Raw genomic sequence first — 25,356 nt, 5'->3', positions numbered from 1 at the left:
TTTTATTTAGAAATTAATTAACCATAAATTTGCTTTTTAACACAGTTCATTCTGAACTTGTTTCAGAATCTAAATTTACCAGATGAGAATCTGAAACAAGTTCAGATTGACAATTATAATATATTATTTAGTCTAACAAAAAAAGCAAATTCAATTGAATTTGCTTTTTTTATATCTAATTATCTAATTTGTCTAAAAATCTAATATTCTAAAAAACTATTTCCCCCATTCACTCGGATTACTATTCCAAGATTTAAGTGTTTCTAATTCTTCTTCCGAAACATATTGTTTTTCAACCGCTTTTTCAATTAAGTTTTCGTAATTACTTAACGTATACACGTCTAATTTTGCTGCTGCAATTTTTTCTTCAGAAATAGGAAATCCGTAAGTAAAAATAGCGGCCATTCCTTTTACATTAGCGCCTTCATTACGTATAGCTTCAACTGCCATTAAGCTGCTTCCGCCAGTTGAAATTAAATCCTCAACTACAATTACAGATTGACCTTTTTGTAAAAAGCCTTCTACCTGATTTTGTCTTCCGTGCTTTTTTGCTTCTGGTCTAACATATACAAAAGGCAATCCCATGGCTTCCGCTACCAGAATTCCAATACCAATTGCACCAGTTGCTACCCCTGCAATGACATCTGGACGACCAAATTTGGCTTCAATTTGCTTTACAAATTCATCTTTAATATAATTTCTAACCGCTGGAAATGAAAGAATTACGCGGTTATCACAATAAATTGGACTTTTCCAGCCAGAAGCCCAAGTAAAATGATTTTTTGTTTCTAATTTAATTGCGTTTATTTGTAAAAGCAATTCGGCTGTTTGTTGTGCTGTGTTGTTATTAAATATCATATTGCAAATGTATAAAGTTTTTGTAAACGAGAAACCACTTTTTTTAACAAATAAAATTGAAAAGGAAACAAATTTCAAAATTTATTTATTAGAAACGGTAAATATTCCAAAAGTAATCTCAGAATTATTTTTGAATAAAATACAAAGTGCCTACCTATATCACTCAGATGAAAAGTTAATTATGAAGACTTTGAAATCTAAAATCCCTGTGGCTAAAGCGGGTGGTGGATTGGTATTTAATGCCAAAGGCGAAGTTTTGTTTATTTTTAGAAACGGTAAATGGGATTTACCAAAAGGCGGCATTGAAAAAGACGAAACTATAGAAAACGCAGCCATGCGTGAAGTAGAGGAGGAAACCGGTGTTTCAGGATTAAAAATTACAGAAAAATTACAAAAAACCTATCACGTATTTAAACGTAACGGCGTTTTTAAATTAAAAATTACGTGTTGGTTTAAAATGCAAACCAATTTTACAGGAGCAACATGCCCGCAAGAAAAAGAAGGCATTTCTAAAGCGGTTTGGCTAAAACCCTCAGAAATTGAAGCCGCTTTGGGAAATTCCTATGAAAATATTAAGTTGTTGTTTGAAAGTGAAAAAGTGATTTAACAACGTTTTATGAATTAATCAATGAAGTTTTATTAGCTTTACATCGATGAAATACAATTTCAATAAATATCTATTTGTTTTTTTACTAAGTTTCTTTAGTTTTATTAGTGTTTTTAACAACACTATCGAAAACTATAATGCTGTATTGTTAGATTGTAACAAGGAGCAAGTATCAGAGCTAAAACACGATATTTCTTTTTTTAAATTAGTGGTTGATACCGAATTTTTTAAAGAAAACAACGACATCATCGAAATTGAAATTGAAGAAGACGAATCGTTAAGTAAAAAATTTCTAAACAATTTTCGATTTTCAGATGCTTACTTAAGCACTAATCTTTTAGAAAATCAAACCTCAGTAATTAAAAATGGTTTAACATCATGTAATTACGAGAAATACTTAGCATCCACTTATCCTTTAAACGTTAAATTCTCTGTTTATAGAATTTGATTAACTGTTTTTTTATAAAAGTTTAATAGATTATTTTTTAATCTTTAGACTACATTTTTTATTATTCAAAAAACATTTAATTAATTTTTATAAATATAGTTATGGCTAAAAGAATTTTTATGCTATTAAGCCTAGGTAGCGCTTTATTGCTAGCTAGTTGTGGTCACAAAGAAGAACCTAAAGAAGTAAAAACCGAATTTTTAGTAACAAATCCAATCATTAAAGATACCGTTGTTACAAAAGATTATGTTGCTCAAGTACAATCATTTCGTCACATTGAATTAAGAGCCTTAGAAAAAGGATATCTTCAAAAAATATATGTAGATGAAGGACAATTTGTAAAAAAAGGACAAATTTTGTTCCAAATTATGCCAAATCTTTACCAAGCAGAAATGCAAAGAGCAAAGGCAGAAGCCAATTTCGTTAGAATTGAATATCTAAACACAAAAAAACTGGCAGAAAGTAATGTCGTTGCTCCAAACGAATTATTAATGGCGAAAGCTAAATTAGATAAAGCTAACGCAGAATTATCTTTAGCAAATGTTCATTTAAAATTTACTGAAATAAGAGCTCCATTTGATGGATTTATTGATCGTTTTCAAGTAAAATTAGGAAGTTTAATTGACGAAGGAGATTTACTTACTAACTTATCTGATAACAGCAGAATGTGGGTATATTATAATGTGCCTGAAACGGAATATTTAGATTTTAAAGAAAATCAAAAAAACGGCATTAACACTAAAGTTAATTTAATGCTGGCTAATGCTAAGTATTTTGACTATCCTGGAATTGTAGAAACTATTGAAGCTGATTTTAATAATGAAACAGGAAATATTTCATTTAGAGCGACTTTTCCAAATCCAAAAGCACTTTTAAGACATGGTGAAACTGGAAATATTGTGGTTACATTACCTTATAAAAAAGCAATGCTAATTCCTCAAAAAGCAACTTTTGAAGTGCTTGATAAAAAATATGTGTATGTAATTGACAAAAACAACGAAGTTATATCTAGAGAAATTGTTATTGCTGCCGAATTACAACATCTTTTCATTGTGAAATCAGGTTTAAATGAAACAGATAAAATTCTTTTAGAAGGATTACGATTGGTAAAAGAAAATGAAAAAGTGAACATCAAATTTGAAAAACCAGAATCGGTATTATCTCATTTAGAACTTTACGCAGAATAATCAAAATCATTTAAAAAGAAAAAACATGTTTAGTAAATTTATACATAGACCCGTTTTTGCAATAGTAATTTCGATTGTTATTGTCTTTATCGGTTCTCTTTCCATCTTGAAATTGCCAACATCACAATTTCCAGATATTGCACCAACAACGGTCAATATATTTATCGCATATCCCGGAGCAAGTGCTGATGTACTAGTTAAATCAACTCTTATCACCTTAGAAAATTCTATAAATGGTGTGCAAGGAATGAGATATATGGCTACGGACGCAACTAGTGCTGGTGAAGCTACGCTTAGAATTATTTTTGAACCTGGAACAGATCCAAATCAAGCGGTTATTAGAGTCAAAACTAGGGTCGACCAAGTTATGCCTCTTTTACCAGAATTGGTTCAACGAGAAGGAGTTGTAATTACTCCAATTCAGCCAAGTATGTTGATGTATGTCAACTTATATTCTAAAGATAAAAGTATGGATGAAAAATTTCTTTACAATTATGCGAATGTAAAAATGCTTCCAGAAATCAACCGTATTAATGGAGTTGCCAGATCACAAATTTTAGGAAGTAGAACCTATGCGATGCGTGTTTGGTTAAATCCAGAACGTATGAGAGCTTACAACATTTCTACTGAAGAAGTAATGAATGCTTTAAAAGAGCAAAGTATCGTTGGTCGCCCCGGTCGTTTAGGACAAAGTTCAGGAATAAAAGCACAATCTTTAGAATATGTTTTAACCTACAAAGGGAGATTTAGCGAACCCAAAGAATATGAAAATGTAATTATTCGAGCCAATTCAAATGGTGAAAGTGTGCGTTTAAAAGATATTGGTAGAGCAGAACTTGGAAGCGAATTTTTTGATATTTATTCTAATTTAGATGGTCATCCTTCGGCTTCAATTGTATTAAAACAAAATTACGGTAGTAATGCCAACGATGTAATTAAACAGGTAAAAGCGAAGTTAGAGGAAATGAAAGAAACCTTTCCTCCAGGTTTAGATTATAAAATTAGTTACGACGTTTCTAAATTCTTAGATGCTTCTATTGATCAAGTAATTGTTACTTTGCGTGATGCCTTTTTATTGGTAGCGTTAGTAGTGTTTATTTTCCTTGGCGATTGGCGTTCCACATTAATTCCAATTCTAGCAGTCCCAGTTTCATTGATTGGAGCGTTTTTTGCCATTCAAATGTTTGGCCTTTCTATTAACTTGGTGACCCTATTCTCATTAGTATTGGCTATTGGAATTGTTGTTGATAATGCAATTGTCGTCGTCGAGGCTGTGCATGCTAAATTTGAAGAATTCCCAGATATAACACCTTATTTGGCAGTAAAAAAAGTATTAGGAGAAATAGGTGGAGCCATTATAGCAATTACAGCAGTTATGGTTTCTGTTTTCATTCCAATATCATTTATGTCTGGACCAGTGGGTACTTTTTACCGACAATTTTCTATTACAATGTCTAGTGCTATTATAATTTCTGCCATTGTAGCCTTAACATTAACGCCAGTTCTCTGTGCGATTTTATTGAAAAATAATCACGGAAAAGAAAAGAAAAAAAATATATTAAATAAAGCTTTAGATAAATTTAATAAATGGTTTGATGGTTTAACAGGAAGGTATGTAACTTTTTTAAGAGCCATTGTTAAAAGAAAATGGTTAACCATTGGCGTTTTTATTACTTTTTGTGTGCTAATATTTATTGAAGTCCAAATTTTGCCTTCAGGATTTATTCCAAATGAAGATCAAGGAACAATTTATGCTATTATTCAAACGCCACCAGGTTCTACATTAGAAACTACAAATGAAGTTTCTCAAAGACTTCAAAAAGTTTGTGAAAAAGTAGATGGAATTGAATCTGTATCTTCATTAGCAGGTTATGAAATCATGACAGAAGGTAGAGGTTCTAATGCTGGAACTTGTTTAATTAACTTAAAAACCTGGGAAGATAGAGATAAAAAAGTAACCGAGATAATGGAAGAATTAGAAGAAAAATCTAGAAATCTTGGTGCAAAAATCGAGTTTTTTGAACCGCCAGCAATTCCAGGTTTTGGATCTTCAGGTGGTTTCTCAATGCGTTTATTAGATAAAAGTACAACTGTTGATTATAAAGATTTTGACAAAATCAACAAAAATTTCATGGACCATCTAGAGAAACGTAAAGAGTTATCAGGATTATTTACTTTTTTCGCAGCCAATTATCCACAATATGAATTAGAAATTGATAATGAATTGGCCATGCAAAAAGGAGTTTCTATAGGGAAAGCAATGGAAAATCTAGATATTTTAATTGGAAGTACCTACGAACAAGGATTTATTAAGTTTGAACGTTTCTTTAAAGTATATGTACAGTCGGATCCTAAATTTAGAAGATTACCATCTGATGTTTTAAACTTATTTATAAAAAATGATAGAGGAGAAATGGTTCCTTATTCAGCCTTTATGAAATTAGTAAAAACGCAAGGTCCAAACGAAATTACACGTTTCAATATGTACAATTCTGCTGCCATTCAAGGTCTTCCAGCTAAAGGTTATACCACTGCAGAAGCAATTGAAGCAGTAAGAGAAGTTGCAAAAGAAACATTACCAAAAGGATATGATATTGCTTGGGAAGGTCTTTCTTACGATGAAGCAAGTAGAGGAAATGAGTCAATTTATATCTTTTTAATTGTATTGTTGTTCGTTTATTTCGTATTAGCTGCTCAATATGAAAGTTTTATTATCCCATTGTCTGTTATACTATCATTACCAGTTGGAGTTTTCGGTTCCTTCTTATTATTACAAGTAATGGGACTTCAAAATGATATTTATGCTCAAATTGGGTTAATTATGTTGGTTGGATTACTTGGTAAAAATGCCGTATTAATAGTCGAATTTGCCGTACAGAAAAACCAAGAGGGCTTATCTATTTTGGATGCAGCAATTGAAGGAGCAAAAGTACGTTTCCGACCAATTTTAATGACTTCATTTGCATTTATTGCTGGATTAATTCCATTGATGTTGGCTACTGGAGCTGGAGCGATTGGTAACAGAACACTTGGTTCAGCTGCCTTAGGTGGAATGCTTTTCGGAACTGTTTTTGGAGTAATTATTGTTCCTGGATTGTATTACATTTTTGGAACATTAGCAGAAGGAAGAAAATTAATCAAAGGCGAAGAATTTAATCCGTTATCAGAAGATTTCAATTATTATGATAAAAAATCAGAAAAAAGAAAAAATGAAAAGAAATAACATAAAAATTTTAGTGGTTTGCAGTTTATTTTTAATCTTGAATTCTTGCGGAATTCCAAAAATAGTAACCCAAGAAAATAAAGTAGTATTGCCAACAAATTATGGTGATAATTTGAATACAGAAAACAGTTCTGGTAAAGTAAAATGGAAAGATTTTTTTGAAGATCCCTATTTGCAACAATTAATCGATTCTACGTTAGTTAATAATAAAGAGTTGAATATTTTGATGCAAAAAGTAACTATGGCACAAAATGAAATTCAAGCTAGGAAAGGAGAATACCTTCCTAGCGTTGGTTTCGGTGCTGGTGCTGATGTTGATAAAGTTGGAGAATTTACTCGTAATGGAGCAGTAGAAAAAAATCTAAATATTCATGAAGATGAAAAATTTCCAGAGCCATTTACGAATTATAAACTCGGATTATATAGTAGTTGGGAATTAGATGTTTGGAAAAAACTTCGCAATTCTAAAAAAGCTGCAGTAATGGAATATATGGCTTCACAAGAAGGTAAAAACTATTTGGTAACCAATTTAGTTGCTGAAGTTGCGAATTCTTATTACGAATTAATTGCGTTAGATAGTAAATTGAAAAATTTAGAGCAAAATATTGAAATTCAAAAAAATGCATTAAAAATTGTAACTCTTTTGAAAGAATCTGCACGAACTACCCAATTAGCTGTAAAACGTTTTGAAGCGGAAGTGCAAAAAAATCAAAGCGAAATTTACAATCTAAAACAAGAAATTGTAGAAACAGAAAATAAAATCAATTTTTTAGTCGGACATACGCCTCAATCAATTTTAAGAAATTCCGATAATTTTATCAATTTACAACCAAAAGTTGTGAGTATGGGATTGCCATCTGAATTACTTGAAAACAGACCAGATATCAAGCAAGCACAATTAGAAGTTGAAGCTGCAAAATTGAATATAAAAGTGGCTAAAGCTAATTTTTATCCTCAATTTGCCTTAAAAGCTGGACTTGGTTATGAATCTTTTAATCCTAAATTTTTATTGAATACGCCACAATCTTTATTGTATTCTGTAGTTGGAGAAGCGTTTATGCCATTAATTAATAGAAATGCAATTAAAGCAACTTATAAAACGGCATCTGCAAAGCAAATTCAAACGGTTTATGAATATGAACAAACCGTTTTAAAAGCGTATACTGAAGTGGTTAATCAATTATCAAAAATTAATAACTTACAAAATTCATTTAATTTAAAAAATCAACAAGTAACCGCTTTAAACGAATCCATTGAAATTGCCAATCAATTGTTTCTTTCTGCAAGAGCAGATTATATGGAAGTTTTGCTAACACAACGTGATGCTTTAGAAGCAAAAACAGCATTGATAGAAACTCGCAAAAACCAAATGCTAACTGTAATTAATTTATACAAAGCACTTGGTGGTGGTTGGAATTAATTAGATTTATTTGAGTAAATTTAAACTAAAAAGTCATCTTTTCAGATGACTTTTTTTATTATTTCCAACTCCGTAAATGCCAAATCAATTCACTCTATAAACTGGATAACGCATAAACTCTTTTTCAAAGTACTTTGAATGTTTGTATACCCAATATAATTGGTCTTTACCATTTTCTGCGAAAGCTTTGTCGGTTTGTTTTTTTGTTTCGAATTCTTGTTTTAAAGTTGGGTTTTCCTCTAAAATTTGTTTCGCTACATCTTCAAAAACATAACTTGAATACCCTTCTTTTTGTTGTAAAATTGTATCGAAAAAATTCCAATTAAAATACGAATCCACGGCTTCTGGTTCAAGGGTTTCTAATAGATATTTCACGCCTAATTGATTAGTTGAAATTTTATAATCGCCAGCTCTAAATTCCATTTTCTCTATATTTTTTGTTACGGTGGTATTATAATGTCCGTAATGTCCTTCGTAAGCATTTTTTCCTGTTTGATAAGTGGCAATTTTATAGATTTCTACTTCTAAAATTTCATTTTGAGTAATAGGTGTCATTTCAATAGCGTTTAATTTTAATAACTCAATAATTTGCCATTGGCTTTGTGGTACCACATAATACTTCGGAATGGTCACAAATTTCGTTGGTTTATAATTTCCGTAAAAAGGGATTTTCTTTGTAAAAGGTTTATTTCTATCATAAAACAATCTGTCTTTTCCAGAGATTTCACTTGGTTTGTAGCCGCCTTCATAGCCTTTAAAATCCATATAAGACACTTTTGTAGAATCAATTAACCAACTTAATGGATATTGTTTTCCAGGTTTAAAATCTTCCAAATTTTCTTTTCTTACTTGTTTGATTTTTTCCCAATTCGTATCAGTATAATTTATAGCTGTTACCATAAATTCATACGTTGTTTTTACACGGTCTTTGTAGGGTTTCAACATATGCGTTTCAGGCACAAATCCTAACGTGTTAAATAACGTAGTATAACCAGTGGCATAACGTGGTGTATCCGTAAATTGTTCGTAACCTAAATCAGGTTTTGCACCGTGAATGTTGACATACGGAATCACGTCAATTTTCTTTTTAAGCATATCGTTTACCATTTCAGGATACATTTCATTTTTGAAAAAATTACCTAATTTCTCGCCTAAACGTTCGTGTTGAGTGGCAATACAAGTAAAAGTATATTGATAATCAGCGCCATTTGAAACGTGATTATCTAAAAATACATCCGGATTTACCGTATGAAAAAGTTCTTGAAAACTTCTTGAATTTCGAGTATCCGATTTTATAAAATCTCTATTTAAATCGTAATTTCTTCCATTACCTCTAAATCCGTAGGCTTCAGGACCATTCTGATTGGCTCTTGAAAAGGAATTTCTATTTAACATTCCATCAATATTATACACTGGAATAGCAACAACCATCGTGTTTTTAGGTACTTTTATTTTTGCATTGGCAATATCTCGCATTAACATCATAGTCGCATCAATGCCGTCTGGTTCGCCTGGATGAATTCCGTTATTGATTAATAAAACCGCTTTGTTTTGATTGAAAGTAAAATTTTTATTTTCAGAAAACACTATAATGTGCAAAGGTTTCCCGCTATCTGTTAGTCCCATAGTTCGCATTTCAATTTTATCTGAATTGGCGTCTAATAATTGGTAAAACGAAATGCATTTTTCGTATGTGGTAGATTGATTTTTGTTACCTTTTTCGAAGGGAGTTAACAAATTTATTTGAGCGTTTACAAATAAAGAAGCAAATAAAAACAGTAAGGTATAGCGCATAATTGAATATTTGAATTTCAAAAGTAAGAATTTTAAATGTTAATATCAATACTCCGTATATCGTATAATTGAATATTGGCAAATTAAAAACTACCTTTGCCCTATGAATAAAAATTTACATTCCAACAATATACTTTTGAATTTAGGTATCGAAAGTTTAAATAAAATGCAGGTTGCTGCAGAAACGTCTATATTAATTGATTCTGATGTAGTGCTACTTTCGCCAACAGGTTCAGGTAAAACCTTGGCTTTTTTGTTGCCTATTTTTCAACTTTTAGAAGAAGATAACAATAAAGTACAATGTATGATAATTGTGCCTTCACGTGAATTGGGTTTGCAAATTGAACAAGTTTGGAAGAAAATGGCAACTACTTTCAAAGTCAATATTTGTTATGGTGGCCATTCTATTGAAACGGAAATTAAAAATTTAAGCAATCCACCAGCAGTTTTAATTGGTACGCCTGGGAGATTAGCAGACCATTTAGAAAGAGAAACGTTTGACCCAAAATACATTAAAACCTTAGTTTTAGATGAATTTGACAAATCATTACAATTAGGATTTCACGAAGAAATGAGATTCATTATTGGGAAATTAACTAATTTAGAAAAACGAATTTTAGTTTCGGCAACAGATGGAGTAGAAGTTCCAAAATACACCCGAATTGAAAATCCGAATGTTTTAAATTATATTGATAAGAAAAAAAAAGAAACTAATTTAGATTTTAAATTGGTGATTTCTAAAGAAAAAGACAAGGTTAATTCTTTATTTCATTTAATATGTTCTTTGAAATCTCAGAATGCAATTATCTTTTGTAATCATAGAGATGCGGTAGAACGAATTAGTGATTATTTAAATGATAAAGGTATTTTCTCTGTATTTTATCACGGTGGATTAGAACAAGAAAAACGTGAAAGAGCGTTAATTCAGTTTAGAAACGGAAGTATTTCGTATTTAATTACAACCGATTTAGGCGCACGTGGTTTGGACATTCCAGAAATGAAAAATGTAATTCATTATCATTTACCTTCAAAAGTAGATGAGTTTACCCATAGAAATGGTCGTACCGCACGTATGATGGCTTCCGGAACCGCTTACATTATCATCCACGAAAGTGAGAAAAAAGTAGATTACATTGATTATGATATGAAAAAAATTGATGTTTCTAATTATAGCGTAATTCCGAAACCACCAGAGTTTAAAACCATTTACATTAGTGGTGGAAAGAAAAACAAATTAAATAAAGTGGATATTTTAGGTTTCTTTTCTCAAAAAGGAAAGTTAGAAAATGGTGACTTAGGTTTAATTGAAGTCAAAGATTTTGTATCGTTTGCCGCAGTAAAATATGCTAAAGTAGCACCATTACTGCAAAATATTAAGGATGAAAAAATGAAAGGGAAGAAATATAAAATTGAAGTTGCTCGAGACGTTGTTAAAAACGCATTAGAAAATCCATAAATTAAAAAAACCTTCAAAAAAAGAAACTTGAAGGTTTTTTTATGCTTTATATTTTACCAATAACTGAATCTGGAACAAAAGGAGAAGCATCGCCACCATTTCTTATCACGTCACGCACAATACTTGACGATATATATGATGTTTTTGAAGCTGTTAATAAAAACACAGTTTCAATTTTAGACAAACGTCTGTTAGTATGAGCAATCGCTTTTTCGAATTCAAAATCAGCTGGATTACGTAAACCACGTAATATAAATTGGGCTTTTTCTTCTTTGCATAAATCAATTGTTAAGCCCGTATAGGTAATCACTTTTACTTTTGGTTCGTTTTTAAAAGCGTCTTCTATAAAACGTTTTCTGTCTTCTAAAGAGAACATATACTTTTTATCTGCATTGATACCAATGGCTACAATTACTTCATCAAATAAAGAAATACCACGCTTAATTATATCGTAATGTCCGTTTGTAATTGGGTCAAACGAACCTGGGAAAATTGCTTTTTTCATAATTAATATTTTTAAATATTTGATTCTGTTAGAATACAAATTTGACTTATTTTTTCCAAATAGGTTTTCTTTCCAAAGCCAATTTAATTTCGTTTTCTAATAAATCGGAAAAATTTAAATTTGCGTAAGCAGCTTGCTGTGGAAATATACTTTGTGGACTTAATCCTGGATTGGTGTTGATTTCGATAAAATGCGGAATGTCGTTCATAACAATAAAATCGATGCGAGAAAAACCTTGCATTCCTAGAGCTTCATATATTTTGGCAGCAGATTGTTCTACTAATTCTGAAACTTCGTGAGACAATCGGGCAGGCGTAATTTCTTCTGATTTTCCTAAATATTTGGCTTCATAATCGAAAAAATCATTTCCAGAAACAATTTCTGTTATCCCTAAAACTCTTGTATTTCCGTTCAATTTCATCACACCAACAGAAATTTCGACTCCTTTTAGTTGTGATTCAATTAAAATATCGTTGTCTTCAGCAAAAGCAAATGTTAATGCTTTGTCTAATTCTGACAGTTCTTTTACCATAGAAATCCCTAAACTACTACCAGATTGATTGGGTTTTACAAAAAATGGAAATCCTAACGTTTTAGCAATTCTTTCACCATCAATTTCTTGCCCTTTAGTAACGTAAACCGAATTTGCTTTTGGAATATCAAATTTTCCTAAAACGGATAACGTATCGCGTTTACTAAACGTTAATGCGCTTTGATAGAACCCACAACCGGTGTAAGGCAAATCAATTAACTCCCAATAGGATTGTAAATGACCGTCTTCGCCTGGAGTACCGTGAATGGTGTTTACAGCCACATCAAATTTTACAGAATTTCCATTGTGTTCAAATGAAAAATCGGCTCTATTTATAGGTAATTTTTGGTCGCCCATTTTTACATACCAACCTTCATTTAAGATGTGAACTTCAAAAACTTGATATTTATCTTTGTTTAAATGGGTTAAAATAAGCTGTCCGCTTCGTAAAGAAATTACAGATTCGTCTGAATATCCGCCCATTACAACTGCTATGTTCATAAAAAAATATTTATTTCTGTTTTATACAAAAATATCATAAAATGTTTTACTTTTCTTATATTTGCGAAAATATATTTCAATGAGTTTAAGAAAGTTTTTAACGAGTTTCACATTTTTCAAAAATTTATTTTTTGCATTAGTGATTGTTATCCTATTTTTAGTAGTGTTTGTGAAGTTTTTAGATTTCAGCACCAATCACGGCGAAGAAATTAAGGTACCTAATTTATCTAAAATGAAATTAGAAATTGCAGAAGAGAAACTAGATGAGCAAGGTTTAGAAGTATTTTTATTAGATACCGTAGAATTTCGACCAGAATTTCCACCATATAGTATTGTTGAACAAGATCCGATAGCAAATTCTAAAGTTAAAGATGGCCGAAAAATATATGTAAAGCTTAATGCTGGCGGTTATGCTATGGTTACTTTTCCGGATTTAAAAAACAAAACATTTCGTCAAGCTACAAACGCTTTAAGAGCTTTAGGTTTAGTTGAAGGCGAATTAAAATATGTACCAGATTTAGCTAAAGATATTGTTTTAGAAGTATCATATAATGGAAAGCCTGTAAGAGCAGGAGATAAGTTAATGAAAAATTCTAAAATCGATTTTGTCTTAGGAGACGGGAAAGATATGTTTACAGATGAAGATTTAGATTCAATCCCAAATAATGAACAAATTAACGATAGTATAGAATAATGCAAGAATTTATAGATGAGAATGAAACGGCTGATGAAGATTTATTTGAACATCATCGGTTTGAGATAGCAAAAGGACAACAACCTTTACGAATTGATAAATTTTTGATAAACAGCATTGAAAATACAACAAGAAGTAAAATACAGAAAGCAGCTGATGCGGGAACTATTTTCGCAAACGATTGTGCTGTAAAATCTAATTATAAAGTAAAACCAGACGATGTAATTAGAGTGATGCTTGAACATCCGCCGTATGAACACTTATTAAAAGGTGAAAATATTCCAATTGATATTGTTTACGAAGATGATCAAGTTATTGTTGTAAACAAACCTGCAGGAATGGTAGTGCATCCTGGACACGGAAATTATTCAGGAACTTTAGTAAATGCATTGGCGTATCATTTTGATAATTTACCAATGAATAGCAGCGAAAGACCTGGATTGGTTCATAGAATTGATAAAGATACTTCAGGACTTTTAGTCGTTGCCAAAACAGAAGAAGCTATGTTGCATTTGACTAAACAATTTGCTGCAAAAACTTCAGAACGTGAATATTATGCTATAGTTTGGGGAAATATTGAAGAAGACGAAGGAACTATTGAAGGAAACATAGACCGTCATCCGATAAATAGAATGCAAATGCACGTTTATCCTGAAGGTGAGCAAGGAAAAGCAGCAATTACTCATTTTAAAGTTATAGAGCGTTTAGGTTATGTGACAGTGGTTTCTTGCCAATTAGAAACAGGAAGAACACATCAAATTCGTGTACACATGAAATATATCGGTCACACGCTTTTTAATGATGAACGTTATGGTGGTGATAAAATTTTAAAAGGAACAACCTTTACGAAATACAAACAATTTATAGATAACTGTTTTAAAACATTGCCAAGACAAGCGCTTCACGCTAGAACACTTGGTTTTGTTCATCCTACAACTAGTGAATTTTTACGATTTACAAGTGAAATACCTGAAGAAATTACGTCGTGTATTGAAAAATGGCGTGTGTATAGTAAAGCTGTACAAATTGAAGAAGAAGATTAATATTAAATACGAATCATAAAAAAAGCAATTATTTCTAATTGCTTTTTTTTATGATTTAATGAAATAATTATACTTTAACTGTCCAACCAAACGTGTCGTCTGCTAATTTGTATTGTATATTATTTAATTTTTCTTTTAAACCTAATGCAAATGAATTTTCTAATTTAGGTAATTCAAAATATTCTTCTTTATAACAGAAACCAACAATTGGATTAATAACTGCAGCAGTTCCAGCACCGAAAATTTCTTTCAACGTACCATTTTTTGCAGCAGCAACTAATTCTTCTACTAAAACAGGACGTACTTCAGTGGTTATATTATCTCTTTTTGCAATATCTAAAACAGATTTTCTGGTTACACCATCTAAAATTCGTTCAGAAGTAGGAGCAGTTAATAATGTATCTCCAATTCTGAAAAATACATTCATCGTTCCTGCTTCTTCTAATTTTGTATGTGTGGCGTCGTCAGTCCAAATAATTTGTTGATATCCTAAATCATTAGCTAATTTTGTTGGATAAAATTGTGCTGAATAATTTCCTGCCGCTTTTGCCGCACCAATTCCACCATTTGCCGCACGACTATAATGTTCTGCGATAATAACTTTAACTTCGCCAGAATAATAAGATTTTGCAGGCGATAAAATTATCATAAAACGATATTGTGAAGACGGTTGTGCAATTACGCCGCTTCCAATAGCAATCATAAATGGTCTAATGTACAATGAATTACCATTTCCAAACTTCACCCAATCTCTATCTAAATTCAGCAGTTGTTTTAATCCATCAATAAAAATTTCTTCAGAAACTTCTGGCATCGCCATACGAACTGCACTTTTATTAAATCGCGTATGATTTTCATCTGGTCGAAACAACCAAACATCGTCATTAGCATCTTTATATGCCTTCATTCCTTCAAAAATAGCTTGTCCGTAGTGAAAAACTTTTGCAGATGGGTCAATTGTAAATGGCTCGTAGGACTTGATAATTGGTTGTTCCCAAACCCCATTTTTGTAATCACAAATTAACATATGATCTGTAAATGTGTTTCCGAACGTTAAGTTTTCAAAGTCAACTTCATTAATTTTTGAAGTCTCATTTTTTATAATTTTAATATCGTTTGTAATGCTACTCATTATATGTTTTTGTATGAAAAGTTCCCCAAATATTTTTACAAATTTATTAAATAAATTACTCTTGAAGATTGATTTTTTGAATAATTATTAACAAAGTTTCGTATTATTGATTAATTTTGTTTTTTATTTCACTTAACAAATCAAGAATTATGAAGAAATTACTACTAATTTTATCCCTATTTACACTAGCAATTTCCTGTAATAAAAAGGAAACTAAAATAGAATCTAAACTCGTATATGCTTCTTTTGGAGAAAAAATTACGGAAGGAAGTGCTATTTCAAAAGAGGTATTATTAGAAAAATACAAAACATTAAAAAAAGGAGATACTTTAACTATTAAAGTGACTTCAAAAATTAATGAAATTTGTCAAAACAAAGGATGTTGGATGACTTTAGATTTAGGAAATGATGAAACAGCGTTTGTGAAATTTAAAGATTATGGCTTTTTTGTACCAATGAATGCACAAAAAAGAAAAACAATTATTGAAGGAAAAGCCTTTGTTGAAGAAACTTCTGTAGCAGAATTAAAACATTATGCTGAAGATGAAGGAAAATCGGAAAAGGAAATCGCGGAAATTATAGCTCCTAAAACTGAATATAAATTCCTAGCCTATGGCGTTTTAATTTCTAAATAATGAAGTATGTTTTAGTTATATTTTCAGTTTTATTTTTGAGTTGTAATCAAAATAAATCAGAAGATGAAAATTCCACTTGCGAAAAACCAAAAGAAGAATTAAAAATGTACGAAGCTTCTGAAATGGCTGCTTTAATGGAGCAAATGTATGTGCATAACAAACAACTTCGTGGAAAAATAATTAAAAAAGATTCATTAGGAGAAATGCCGAAATATTTCTTGAATATTTCAGAAGCGTCAATGACCAAAGGAAAAGAAAGAGATGCATTTTTTACTACGAAATCGGGATTTTTCTTAAAAACACAATCTGAAATTTACGATTCGAAAAACACAAAGGAAAGTTTTAATACTATGGTAGATGCTTGTATCAGTTGTCATGAAGTAAAATGCGGCGGACCTATAGCAAGAATAAAAACATTATACATAAAGTAAAACCGAATCAAAATATAAAACCAGAATTCAGTTCTGGTTTTTTTTATTTTTTTATTTCGATTGACAAAAGTTATAAATTCCTTAAAATTTACTATTTTTAAATCACGAGTGTAACTTTTTTGTAATTTTATAGAAATAAAAAATCATGAAAAATATATTTATTATTTTATTGGCATGTAGTTTTGTTTCGTGTAATAGTCAAAATAAAAATACAGAACAAGTAAAATCGACTTCAAAAAAAGACACTATGGATTTTAAAATTGTGAAAACAGATGAAGAGTGGAAAGCACAACTTTCACCTGAAGCCTATACTGTTTTAAGAGAAAAAGGCACTGAAAGACCCTACACAGGTGAATACGATAAACATTTCGAAAAAGGAATGTATGTGTGTGCGGCCTGTGAAAATCCGTTATTTACATCAGATACTAAATTTGATTCGCATTGTGGATGGCCTTCTTTTGATGAAGCGATAAAAGGTTCGACTATATATCATAAAGACAATTCTTATGGCATGATTCGCATCGAAGTAATGTGTGCAAAATGTGGTGGACATTTAGGTCATGTTTTTGATGACGGACCTCAAGAAACTACAGGGCAGCGTTATTGTACTAATTCTGTTTCTATTAAATTTTTACCTGCTAAATAAGTCAATAAGCAACAATTCAAAAACAAATAAAACTAAATTTTCTCTTTCTAATATATAATTTTATCTTCGCATCTGCGTTATTATAGAATAACAGAAAAATGCTTAGAAAACTTTTACCACTATTTTTTGTCTTTGTTTCGCCTATTTATTCACAAGTAGGAGGTCAGTCGGTATATCAGTTTTTAAACTTGGTTCAATCTCCAAGACAAGCCGCTTTAGGTGGAAAAACAGTAACTATTGTTGATTATGATGTAAATCAAGCCATTTTTAATCCTGCGACAATAAATCCAAAAATGCACAATCAATTAGCTACTAGTTATAGTAATTATTTCGGTGAAGTTACCTACGGTACTGCAAACTATGCATTTACATGGGACAGACATGTGCAAACTTTTCATATTGGTGCGAATTATGTAAACTACGGTAATTTTGATGGTTATGATGAAGTTGGAAATTTAACAAATAGTTTTACAGGTTCAGAAGGCGCTTTATCTTTTGGATATTCTTATAATTTACCTTGGACAAATTTTTATGCAGGAACTAATGTGAAATTAATTACATCTGCATTAGAATCATACAATTCATTAGGAGTAGCTACAGATATTGGATTTTTATATATTGACGATAAAAACGATATTAATTATGGATTATCTTTTAGAAATATTGGTTATCAAATTAAGCCCTATGAAATTACGAGAGAAAAATTGCCCTTTGAAATTACAGCTGGAATTTCTCAATTAGTTGAAAATGTTCCCATTCGATGGCATCTTACTTTTGAGAACTTACAACAATGGAACATTGCATTTGCAAATCCGAATAGAGCAAAAAGTAGCTTAGATGGTGCTTCGGAAGCAGAAAAAGTATCGTTTTTTAATAATGCTTTGCGACATACAATAATAGGAGCAGAGTTGTTTCCAGAAAAAGCATTTAATATTCGTTTAGGATATAATTTTAGAAGAGGACAAGAATTAAGCATTATCGATCAAAGAAATTTCTCTGGAATTTCAGCAGGTTTTAGTTTGCGATTTAATAAAGTACGATTTGATTTTTCACATTCACGTTATACAGTTGCTGCAAATTCAAGTATATTTGGTTTGATGATGAATTTGGATTAATTAGGTAAAAAGTTTTGGGTAAGAGATAAAGGGAAAACAAATGTTTATAATATGAAAAAAATCACCATAGCAATAGACGGATTTTCGTCCACTGGAAAAAGTACATTAGCCAAACAAATTGCTAAACAACTGGGTTATATTTATGTTGATACCGGTGCAATGTATCGTGCGGTAACGTATTTTGCAATGCAGCATAGTTTTGTTTCTGAAACGCATTTAGATGCTGAAGGATTAATCGAAAATTTATCTAATGTTACATTACAATTTCGTTTTAACGAAACATTGGGCTTTGCAGAAATGTATTTAAATAATGAAAATATCGAAACCGCCATTCGTACTATTGAAGTATCACGTTTGGTGAGTAAAATTGCAGAAATATCAGATGTTCGTACCAAATTAGTAGAACAGCAACAAAAAATGGGAGAAAATAAAGGCATCGTAATGGATGGTCGTGATATTGGAACCGTTGTTTTTCCTAATGCCGATTTAAAATTATTTATGACAGCAAGTCCACAAACCAAAGCCCAACGACGATTTGATGAACTACTTGAAAAAGGGCAACATGTTACTTATGAAGAAGTACTACAAAACGTTCAAGAACGAGATTATATCGACACACACAGAGAAGATTCACCACTTGTTAAAGCTGATGACGCCATTGAAATTGACAATTCTAATTTATCCAAAAAAGAACAATTTGAATTGGTGATGGAGTTGGTGAATGAGAAGTTGGAATAATTTAATTAAATTTTCTAATATTGTACCTCTAATTTCTTTAAAATTTATTTGTATTTATTAAAAAAATATTATCTTTGCACACCTTTTGGCAGAGTAGAGTTTTCAATTGGTAATCAAATATTTATGTAAATCACTGTTGTTGTTTTAACCTGCACAATAAAACTCAAACAAACACAACATACAAATTAAACACGCATGTCTGAATTAATCAAAGAACAAGAGTCGTTTTTAGCAGATTTCAACTGGCATAACTATGCTGAAGGAATTGACCCTATTGACGCAAGTAACCTTCAAGAATTTGAAGATTTAGTATCAAAAACATTCATCTCAACATCTGATGAAGAAGTAGTAGACGGAGTTGTAGTAAGAATCACTGACAGAGATGTTATTGTGGACATCAACGCTAAATCTGAAGGAGTTATCTCTTTAAACGAATTCCGTTACAATCCATCATTAAAAGTGGGTGACAAAGTAGAAGTATTAATTGATATCCGTGAGGATAAAACAGGTCAATTAGTATTATCTCACAAAAAAGCAAGAACAATCAAAGCATGGGATAGAGTTATTTCTGCTAACGAAACTGGAGAAATAGTTAACGGTTTTGTGAAATGTAGAACTAAAGGTGGAATGATAGTTGACGTATTTGGTATTGAAGCTTTCTTACCAGGTTCTCAAATTGATGTGAAACCAATCCGTGATTACGATCAATACGTAAACAAAACTATGGAATTTAAAGTTGTGAAAATTAATCACGAATTTAAAAACGTTGTAGTTTCTCATAAAGCGCTTATTGAAGCGGATATCGAAATTCAGAAAAAAGAAATTATCGGTCAATTAGAAAAAGGACAAGTATTAGAAGGTGTTGTTAAAAACATTACTTCTTATGGTGTGTTCATTGACTTAGGTGGTGTAGATGGATTAATCCATATTACAGACTTATCTTGGTCTCGTATTAATCATCCAAGCGAAGTATTAGAATTAGATCAAAAATTAAATGTTGTAATTTTAGATTTCGATGACGAGAAAACAAGAATTCAATTAGGTTTAAAACAATTAAATGCTCATCCATGGGATGCTTTATCAGCTGAATTAAATGTTGGTGATAAAGTAAAAGGTAAAGTAGTTGTTTTAGCTGATTACGGTGCTTTCATTGAAGTAGCTGAAGGAGTTGAAGGATTAATTCACGTTTCTGAAATGTCTTGGTCTACGCATTTACGTTCTGCTCAAGATTTCGTTAAAGTTGGTAATGTTGTTGATGCAGTTATCTTAACTTTAGATAGAGATGATAGAAAAATGTCATTAGGTATTAAACAAATGACACAAGATCCGTGGACTGGAATTACTGAGAAATATCCAGTTGGTTCTAAACATACAGGAATTGTAAGAAACTTTACTAACTTCGGAATTTTCGTAGAATTAGAAGAAGGAATTGACGGTTTAGTTTATATTTCTGATTTATCTTGGACTAAAAAAATCAAACATCCATCAGAATTTGTTAACGTTGGTGACAACTTAGATGTTGTAGTTTTAGAATTAGATGTTGAAGCTCGCAAATTATCTTTAGGACACAAACAAACTTTAGATAACCCTTGGGACAAACATGAAGCTGCTTATGCAGTAGGTACAGTTCACACTGGTACTGTTTCTGAAATTGTTGACAAAGGCGCTACTGTAGAATTTTCTGAAGACGTTCAAGGATTTGTTCCAACACGTCATTTAGAAAAAGAAGATGGTAAAAAATTAAAAAAAGGAGATTCAATTGAATTTAAAGTTATCGAATTTAACAAAGAATTCAAAAGAATTGTTGCTTCACATTCTGCTACATTCAGAGAAGAAGAAGAGAAAAACTTCAAATCTGCTTCAAACGAATCTAGTACTAATAATGTTGCTTCATCTTCAAACAATGCTGAAAAATCAACTTTAGGAGATATTGATGCATTAATGGAATTAAAAGCAAAAATGGAAAAATCAGAGAAAAAATAATTTTCTATTTTTTTAAATACTTAATCCCAATCAGAAATGATTGGGATTTTTTTATTTAATTTAGCCAATTCATAGTTTATAAATATGTTTAAAGATACCGAGTTTAAAATAGCGCTTCAAGAATTACCTGAAAAAGAAAAAGACAAACTTATTTTAAGATTGTTGCGAAGAGATATGGATTTAGCAGAAAAATTATTTTTTGAATTAGTAGATACAGATACCGTTGAAGACAAACGCAGAAATATGGTAACTTTAATTTCAAATGATATCAATCGAATTGCTGAAAATTATCATTCTTTAGATTTTATTGCTGTAGAAATGCGAAGAATTAGTGGGGAAATTTCGCATCATGTAAAAATTACAAAAGATAAGTTTGGAGAAATAAGCTTGAATATAAACATGTTAAATGAAGTTATAGAACAAAATACCTTTTCTTTAAGCCATTCTAAACCGCAAAAATCAGTAAAGTTTTATAATTATATTATTGTGCGGGCTTTTAAAATTTTACTTTTAATTCAGACGCTTCACGAAGATTTTCTATTAGATTTTAAAGAAGATTTGAATAGGCTAGGAGCAAATATTTCATCTAATAAAATGCTTTTGAAAACAGCAAACTATAACAGTTTAGATATCAACTGGATTTTAGAGGCAGAAATTCCCGAAAATATTCATCAAATTCATAAGGAAATAAAAGCGGCAGGTTTTTTAAAGTAAATAATTACGCAAAGATTCGCAGAGAAAGTACAGAGCTACACAAAAAAAAATCCTTTTAAGTTTTAAATTAAAAGGATTTATATATTCTATTATAATTATTTTATCTTAAAACCGCTTCAAATTTTGCTTCGAAATTGCTTTGTAATTTATTCATGATTTTATCAATCTGAACATCTGTTAGTGTGTTTGAAGTATCTTGTAAAACAAAACTTAAAGCATACGATTTTTTTCCTTCTGGTAGGTTTTTTCCTTCGTACACATCAAATAAGTTAATATTTTTTAATAACGATTTCTCTGTTTGCTTTGCTACTAGATATAATTCTTCAAAAGTCACTGATTGATTTACTAACAATGCTAAATCTCTTCTTACTTCTGGGAATTTTGGAATATCAACTAATTTTATTTTGTTTGAAATATATTTTTGAATGGCATCCCAATTTACATCTCCAAAAAATACCTCTTGTTTAATATCAAACTGTTTTAAAACTGATTTTTTAATGGAACCAAATTCGGCAATCACTTCATTCCCAATTGCGAATCCCATTCCTTCAGCAAAAACATCACTAGAAACAGGAACCGTTTTTACTTTTGTATCGATATTTAATTTTGATAAAATTGCAATAATGTATCCTTTAAATAAAAAGAAGTCACTAGGTTTTTGCACCACATTCCAATTTTCAGATGTAGTATTTCCAGACATGGTAATGGTTAAATGCTTTTTCTCTGTGTAATTACTCTCAATGGAATGATATGTTTTTCCGAATTCAAATAATTTTAAATCTGAATTTCTTCTGTTACTATTATAAGAAACTGCCTCTAAAGCCGAAAACAACATCGATTGACGCATTACAGATAAGTCGCTACTTAATGGATTTAACATTGTAACGGTTTCCTCTGAAAGAATTTGTTCAGAATAAGCAATATAATTTGAAGTGGTTAACGAATTGGCCATCATTTCATTAAATCCTAATGAACACAATTGATTAGCAATTATATTTTGCACTTTAAATTCCTCTGTTCTTGATGAATTTGAAACCGATGCGTTAATTTTATTGGGAATTTTAATGTTGTTGTAACCAAAAACTCTAAGAATTTCTTCAATAACATCAACTTCTCTTTGCACATCTACTCTGTACGGAGGAATATTTAATCCTAAACCAGCATCTGAAATACTATTTATTTTAATATCTAATGAAGCTAAAATATTTTTAATCGTTTCTTTTTTTAATTCTTCACCAATTAATTTATTTACTTTATCAAAAGACAGAAAAACATTAAAATCCTCAATCTTTTTTGGATAAATATCAACTAAATCCGAGGTAATTTCGCCACCAGCAACTTCTTGGATTAACAAAGCGGCACGTTTTAAGGCATAAACGGTTATTTCAGGATCGATACCTCTTTCAAATCGGAATGATGCATCTGTTGATAATGTATGTCGCTTTGCGGTTTTTCTTATAGAAACTGGATTAAAATAAGCGCTTTCTAAGAAAATAGTAGTAGTTGTTTCGGTTACACCAGAATTTGCACCACCAAAAACACCTGCCATACATATTGGACCTGATTCGTCACAAATCATTAAATCTTCTTCATGCAATGTACGTTCAATAGCATCTAAAGTTGTAAATTTTGTACCTGTCGATACTGTTTTTACAATTATTTTATTTCCATTTATTTTATTCGCATCAAAAGCATGTAAAGGTTGTCCTAATTCGTGTAATACGTAATTTGTTACGTCAACAATATTATTTTTTGGTGTTAGTCCAATTGCTTTTAATCTGTTTTGCAACCAATTTGGCGATGGTTTTACTGTAATTCCAGAAATAGTAACACCAGCATATCTAGGGGCTAATTTAGTATCTTCAACTTTTACATCTATTTTTAAAGTTCTTTTATCTACTTTAAATTTACTTACAGAAGGTGTAATGAATTCGGTAGTTACATTGGATTGCAGTAAACCTGCTTTTAAATCACGAGCAACTCCCATATGACTCATAGCATCCGCACGATTTGGAGTTAAACCAATTTCAAAAACTTCATCTACTTCAATGTTAAAGACTTGGCTAGCATGAGTTCCTGGTTTTAAATCATCAGCTAAAACCATAATTCCGTCATGACTAGTTCCTAAACCAATTTCATCTTCGGCACAAATCATACCATGGCTTTCTTGTCCTCTAATTTTTCCTTTTTTTATCTCAAATGCGTTTAATTCTTTATCATATAATTTTGTTCCAATAGTAGCAACAAGAACTTTTTGTCCTGCTGCAACATTACTGGCTCCACAAACTATTTGTACAGGTGCGTTTCCATCACCTAAATCTACTGTTGTAATTTTTAATTTATCAGCATCAGGATGTTTTTCACACGTTAAAACATGCCCAACAACAATGCCTTTAAGTCCGCCTGTAACACTTTCAAATGCTTCAACAACTTCAACTTCTAAACCTAAATCGGTAAGTAAAGCGGCTGTTTCATCTGATTTCCAGTCTATTTTAATAAATTGTTTTAGCCAATTATAAGAAATACGCATGTTGTGAAATTTTAATAAGATTACAAAGATAAGTATTTGATTAGAATTTAAAAGTAATTTTTACACTTCATACAGAATTTATTAGTAAAATATTTTTCCATAAAATTCAATTTGAAACATATTGTTTTTGTAATTTTGTCTTTCGTTTATAAAATTGAAAATGGAAAAAGGTCATCATGGCTTGCACAAACTTTCTGCAGCCGGTTTACTAGTAACGCTAGGTATTATTTATGGAGATATTGGAACTTCTCCTTTGTATGTTCTTAATGCAATTATTGGAAAAAATCCTATAGATTCAGATATCATAAAAGGAGCTATTTCATGTATTTTTTGGACATTAACCCTTCAAACTACTGTTAAATATGTTATTCTTACACTTAGAGCAGATAATAACGGTGAAGGAGGAATTTTTTCTTTATATGCTTTAATTAGAAAAGCTAAAGTTAAGTGGTTGTTATTTCCTGCAATTATTGGGGGTTGTACCCTTTTGGCTGATGGGATAATTACGCCACCTATTTCAGTTTCGTCTGCAATAGAAGGAGTGAAGACTATGTATCCAAGTTTTGAAGAAAAATATATAATGTACATTGTAATGATTATCTTGACATTATTATTTGCCATTCAACAATTTGGAACAAAATTTATTGGAAAGTTCTTTGGACCCGTAATGTTTGTATGGTTTGCTATGTTAGGCGGCTTAGGTTTATTACAAACTATAAATAATGTCGAAATTCTTTCTTCATTAAATCCTTACTATGCTTATAAACTTCTTTCTATACATGGTGGTTATTTATATTTAGGAGCCGTGTTTTTATGTACAACAGGAGCAGAGGCCTTGTATTCTGATTTAGGACATTGTGGAAAAGAAAATATTAGAATTAGTTGGATTTTTGTAAAAGCAACATTAATATTAAATTATTTAGGACAAGGCGCTTGGTTGCTTCAACACGATGGGCAAACTTTAGCACAAGCGGGTATTACGAATCCTTTTTATGGTGTAATGCCTGAATGGTTTTTACCTTTCGGAATTGCAATAGCTACTTTAGCCGCAATCGTAGCTTCACAAGCGTTAATTAGCGGCTCATTTACATTGATAAATGAAGCTATACGTTTAAATTTTTGGCCAAAAGTTAAAATCAAATATCCAACCGAACTACGAGGACA

22 protein-coding genes are annotated in these 25,356 nt (G+C 30.9%); 16 read left to right on the top strand and 6 right to left on the bottom strand.

Going from position 1 to position 25,356, the window contains the following annotated elements:
* Nucleotides 1-216: 216 nt before the first annotated feature.
* Nucleotides 217-858 carry an orotate phosphoribosyltransferase gene (gene pyrE / locus ABWP78_RS08460; RefSeq protein WP_353170512.1) on the bottom strand — a complete coding sequence of 214 codons (642 nt, stop codon included), beginning with the start codon at nt 856-858 and terminating at the stop codon, nt 217-219.
* Between the two features lie 7 nt (nt 859-865).
* On the opposite strand from pyrE, the gene ABWP78_RS08455 reads away from it, so the two are divergent.
* The 5 genes from ABWP78_RS08455 (at nt 866) to ABWP78_RS08435 (ending at nt 7,743) form a co-directional block, all read left to right on the top strand.
* Nucleotides 866-1,465, top strand: coding sequence for an NUDIX hydrolase (locus ABWP78_RS08455; RefSeq protein ID WP_353170510.1), 600 nt, complete (start codon nt 866-868; stop codon nt 1,463-1,465).
* Between the two features lie 46 nt (nt 1,466-1,511).
* Nucleotides 1,512-1,913, top strand: a complete 402-nt coding sequence (locus tag ABWP78_RS08450) for a hypothetical protein (RefSeq protein ID WP_353170508.1) — start codon at nt 1,512-1,514, stop codon at nt 1,911-1,913.
* A gap of 119 nt (nt 1,914-2,032) precedes the next feature.
* A complete protein-coding gene (locus ABWP78_RS08445) occupies nt 2,033-3,100 on the top strand; it encodes an efflux RND transporter periplasmic adaptor subunit (RefSeq protein ID WP_353170506.1) in 1,068 nt (355 codons plus the stop codon).
* Between the two features lie 25 nt (nt 3,101-3,125).
* Nucleotides 3,126-6,323 carry an efflux RND transporter permease subunit gene (locus tag ABWP78_RS08440; protein WP_353170504.1) on the top strand — a complete coding sequence of 1,066 codons (3,198 nt, stop codon included), beginning with the start codon at nt 3,126-3,128 and terminating at the stop codon, nt 6,321-6,323.
* Complete coding sequence (locus ABWP78_RS08435; protein ID WP_353170502.1) at nt 6,310-7,743, top strand: TolC family protein; 1,434 nt, start codon at nt 6,310-6,312, stop codon at nt 7,741-7,743. Before ABWP78_RS08440 ends, ABWP78_RS08435 begins: the two co-directional genes overlap by 14 nt.
* 84 nt (nt 7,744-7,827) lie before the next feature.
* Here ABWP78_RS08435 and ABWP78_RS08430 read toward each other — a convergent pair whose 3' ends face one another.
* Nucleotides 7,828-9,537: a M14 family zinc carboxypeptidase gene (locus ABWP78_RS08430; protein ID WP_353170500.1), complete on the bottom strand. Its 1,710-nt coding sequence runs from the start codon at nt 9,535-9,537 to the stop codon at nt 7,828-7,830.
* 103 nt (nt 9,538-9,640) lie between these two features.
* On the opposite strand from ABWP78_RS08430, the gene ABWP78_RS08425 reads away from it, so the two are divergent.
* On the top strand, nt 9,641-10,993 hold the full coding sequence (locus ABWP78_RS08425; protein ID WP_353170498.1) for a DEAD/DEAH box helicase: 1,353 nt from the start codon (nt 9,641-9,643) through the stop codon (nt 10,991-10,993).
* A 46-nt stretch (nt 10,994-11,039) separates the two neighbouring features.
* Here the strand turns inward: ABWP78_RS08425 and coaD are convergent, their stop codons facing one another.
* Together coaD and ABWP78_RS08415 are read right to left on the bottom strand one after the other, a co-directional pair.
* Nucleotides 11,040-11,498 (bottom strand): pantetheine-phosphate adenylyltransferase, encoded by a 459-nt coding sequence (gene coaD / locus ABWP78_RS08420; protein WP_353170496.1) that lies wholly within the window; start codon nt 11,496-11,498, stop codon nt 11,040-11,042.
* 46 nt (nt 11,499-11,544) lie between these two features.
* Complete coding sequence (locus ABWP78_RS08415; RefSeq protein WP_353170494.1) at nt 11,545-12,531, bottom strand: D-alanine--D-alanine ligase; 987 nt, start codon at nt 12,529-12,531, stop codon at nt 11,545-11,547.
* Nucleotides 12,532-12,610: 79 nt separating this feature from the next.
* On the opposite strand from ABWP78_RS08415, the gene ABWP78_RS08410 reads away from it, so the two are divergent.
* Both ABWP78_RS08410 and ABWP78_RS08405 read left to right on the top strand, forming a co-directional pair.
* Nucleotides 12,611-13,225 (top strand): PASTA domain-containing protein, encoded by a 615-nt coding sequence (locus tag ABWP78_RS08410; RefSeq protein WP_353170492.1) that lies wholly within the window; start codon nt 12,611-12,613, stop codon nt 13,223-13,225.
* Nucleotides 13,225-14,268 carry an RluA family pseudouridine synthase gene (locus ABWP78_RS08405; RefSeq protein WP_353170491.1) on the top strand — a complete coding sequence of 348 codons (1,044 nt, stop codon included), beginning with the start codon at nt 13,225-13,227 and terminating at the stop codon, nt 14,266-14,268. Before ABWP78_RS08410 ends, ABWP78_RS08405 begins: the two co-directional genes overlap by 1 nt.
* Nucleotides 14,269-14,335: 67 nt before the next feature.
* Here ABWP78_RS08405 and ABWP78_RS08400 read toward each other — a convergent pair whose 3' ends face one another.
* A complete protein-coding gene (locus tag ABWP78_RS08400; protein ID WP_502905480.1) occupies nt 14,336-15,400 on the bottom strand; it encodes a branched-chain amino acid aminotransferase in 1,065 nt (354 codons plus the stop codon).
* A 149-nt stretch (nt 15,401-15,549) separates the two neighbouring features.
* Here ABWP78_RS08400 and ABWP78_RS08395 point away from each other — a divergent pair, with 149 nt between their 5' ends.
* From ABWP78_RS08395 to ABWP78_RS08365, 7 genes are all read left to right on the top strand, one after another.
* A complete protein-coding gene (locus ABWP78_RS08395) occupies nt 15,550-16,035 on the top strand; it encodes a DUF4920 domain-containing protein (RefSeq protein WP_353170489.1) in 486 nt (161 codons plus the stop codon).
* On the top strand, nt 16,035-16,466 hold the full coding sequence (locus tag ABWP78_RS08390; RefSeq protein WP_353170487.1) for a hypothetical protein: 432 nt from the start codon (nt 16,035-16,037) through the stop codon (nt 16,464-16,466). The genes ABWP78_RS08395 and ABWP78_RS08390 overlap by 1 nt, the downstream gene beginning before the upstream one ends.
* A 145-nt stretch (nt 16,467-16,611) precedes the next feature.
* Nucleotides 16,612-17,112, top strand: coding sequence for a peptide-methionine (R)-S-oxide reductase MsrB (gene msrB, locus ABWP78_RS08385; protein ID WP_353170484.1), 501 nt, complete (start codon nt 16,612-16,614; stop codon nt 17,110-17,112).
* A gap of 98 nt (nt 17,113-17,210) precedes the next feature.
* On the top strand, nt 17,211-18,227 hold the full coding sequence (gene porQ, locus ABWP78_RS08380) for a type IX secretion system protein PorQ (protein ID WP_353170483.1): 1,017 nt from the start codon (nt 17,211-17,213) through the stop codon (nt 18,225-18,227).
* Between the two features lie 51 nt (nt 18,228-18,278).
* Entirely contained in the window at nt 18,279-18,965 is a 687-nt protein-coding gene (gene cmk / locus ABWP78_RS08375; protein WP_353170481.1) for a (d)CMP kinase, read from the top strand.
* Between the two features lie 195 nt (nt 18,966-19,160).
* On the top strand, nt 19,161-20,948 hold the full coding sequence (gene rpsA / locus ABWP78_RS08370) for a 30S ribosomal protein S1 (protein ID WP_353170480.1): 1,788 nt from the start codon (nt 19,161-19,163) through the stop codon (nt 20,946-20,948).
* Between the two features lie 84 nt (nt 20,949-21,032).
* Nucleotides 21,033-21,662: a hypothetical protein gene (locus tag ABWP78_RS08365; protein WP_353170478.1), complete on the top strand. Its 630-nt coding sequence runs from the start codon at nt 21,033-21,035 to the stop codon at nt 21,660-21,662.
* 100 nt (nt 21,663-21,762) lie between these two features.
* Here ABWP78_RS08365 and pheT read toward each other — a convergent pair whose 3' ends face one another.
* Nucleotides 21,763-24,192 carry a phenylalanine--tRNA ligase subunit beta gene (pheT, locus tag ABWP78_RS08360; protein WP_353170476.1) on the bottom strand — a complete coding sequence of 810 codons (2,430 nt, stop codon included), beginning with the start codon at nt 24,190-24,192 and terminating at the stop codon, nt 21,763-21,765.
* A gap of 160 nt (nt 24,193-24,352) precedes the next feature.
* Between pheT and ABWP78_RS08355 the strand changes: the two genes are divergently transcribed.
* A partial coding sequence (locus tag ABWP78_RS08355; protein ID WP_353170475.1) for a KUP/HAK/KT family potassium transporter occupies nt 24,353-25,356 on the top strand: 1,004 nt, incomplete at its 3' end.

The sequence above is a fragment of the Flavobacterium sp. genome (assembly GCF_040402955.1).
Lineage (GTDB): Bacteria > Bacteroidota > Bacteroidia > Flavobacteriales > Flavobacteriaceae > Flavobacterium.
Note: the sequence above shows the minus strand (reverse complement) of the source record. Positions and strands in the feature narration are given on the sequence as shown.